Origin of the sequence: Chitinophaga tropicalis (genome assembly GCF_009758205.1) — a bacterium.
GTDB classification, from domain to species: Bacteria; Bacteroidota; Bacteroidia; order Chitinophagales; family Chitinophagaceae; genus Chitinophaga; species Chitinophaga tropicalis.
On the sequence record NZ_WRXN01000048.1, the window covers coordinates 1 to 974 of the forward strand.

A 974-nucleotide genomic window follows, 5' to 3' on the forward strand; every position below is an offset into this window, starting at 1 on the left:
GTTCAATGCTAAGATTAAAGCCTTTAGAAATGCACTAAGGGGAGTCAGAGATGTAGAGTTTTTCCTTTACAGATTAGCCAAAATCTATGCTTAGAATCAAAATCCCCCAAGTTTTCAACTTGATCCGGGCTTACCTTGGAGAGGATTTAGTAGAGAAAACACTGGTACTAAGTTTTAAACCGGAGCGCATTCCGGAGCATAAGAAAGCTGATGAATATGTTTTCAGAGCAAAAGACTATCCATGTAAATTTATTATATCAGATGGTGTTTCTTCTTTTGTAGATAAGAACAAGCGTATTCAAAGTTTGATGGAAGAAATTAATTTGGGAGATACAATTGTGGTCAGCATTCGTGCCTCGGATAAAAATACTGTATATGATGCATTAAAGCCGGTGAAAATAATTGGTCTTAGATATAACACCATTCAACTGATACCACCTGCAGAAGTGGAGAAAGAAGAAAGAGAGAGTGTTAAGATGTCTGGCATCTTTTTCTTATCAGTACTTCTTATCGGTATATGCGTTCTTGTGTATAAGAAGATCTTTTCCGGTAATTAAAAAGCCGTGTTGGAACGGGTGAGTTTCAGTAAAAAAGATAATAACATGGTATCGTAACGGAAATAGAGTGCTTTGAAGGCATTTTCGTCTCCTTCCGCTATGCGCGCTAGTAGTTCCTGCTCACTGTATAAATCCATGTTGGCCAAGAGATTGGTCGGTTGTCTTTCCTGTTTGAAGAAAGTGTGCCACTTAAAAGAGGGAATTAGTTGATAACAGGCTGTCAGTTAAGAGGCAAGAGGCCATTTAACTGTCTTGCGAGGAATAAAAAATGCCTTAATAAGATTTGGGTTTGGGTGTGTAAAATAAACTGTGTCAATAAAACTTAAGTACTTAACAGGCCTCGTTACTGAATGATATTTTTTCTGATGCAGCGGGGCATTGATCCCAAAGGTCCAAAAAATATCATTCAGTAACGAG

The 974-nt window shown here is 37.8% G+C and carries 3 protein-coding genes; 1 reads left to right on the forward strand and 2 read right to left on the reverse strand.

The features are described 5' to 3' along the window. Positions 1 to 86: 86 nt before the first annotated feature. Positions 87 to 557 carry a hypothetical protein gene (locus GO493_RS30735; protein WP_157310075.1) on the forward strand — a complete coding sequence of 157 codons (471 nt, stop codon included), beginning with the start codon at positions 87 to 89 and terminating at the stop codon, positions 555 to 557. On the opposite strand, the gene GO493_RS30740 is transcribed toward GO493_RS30735, so the two are convergent. Together GO493_RS30740 and GO493_RS31185 are read right to left on the reverse strand one after the other, a co-directional pair. Next, the gene (locus tag GO493_RS30740) at positions 554 to 694 is read right to left on the reverse strand and encodes a hypothetical protein (RefSeq protein ID WP_157310076.1); all 141 of its coding nucleotides are present in this window, start codon (positions 692 to 694) and stop codon (positions 554 to 556) included. The genes GO493_RS30735 and GO493_RS30740 overlap by 4 nt on opposite strands. 87 nt (positions 695 to 781) lie before the next feature. After that, the coding region (locus GO493_RS31185; RefSeq protein ID WP_232539172.1) for a hypothetical protein at positions 782 to 974 on the reverse strand (193 nt) is incomplete at its 5' end.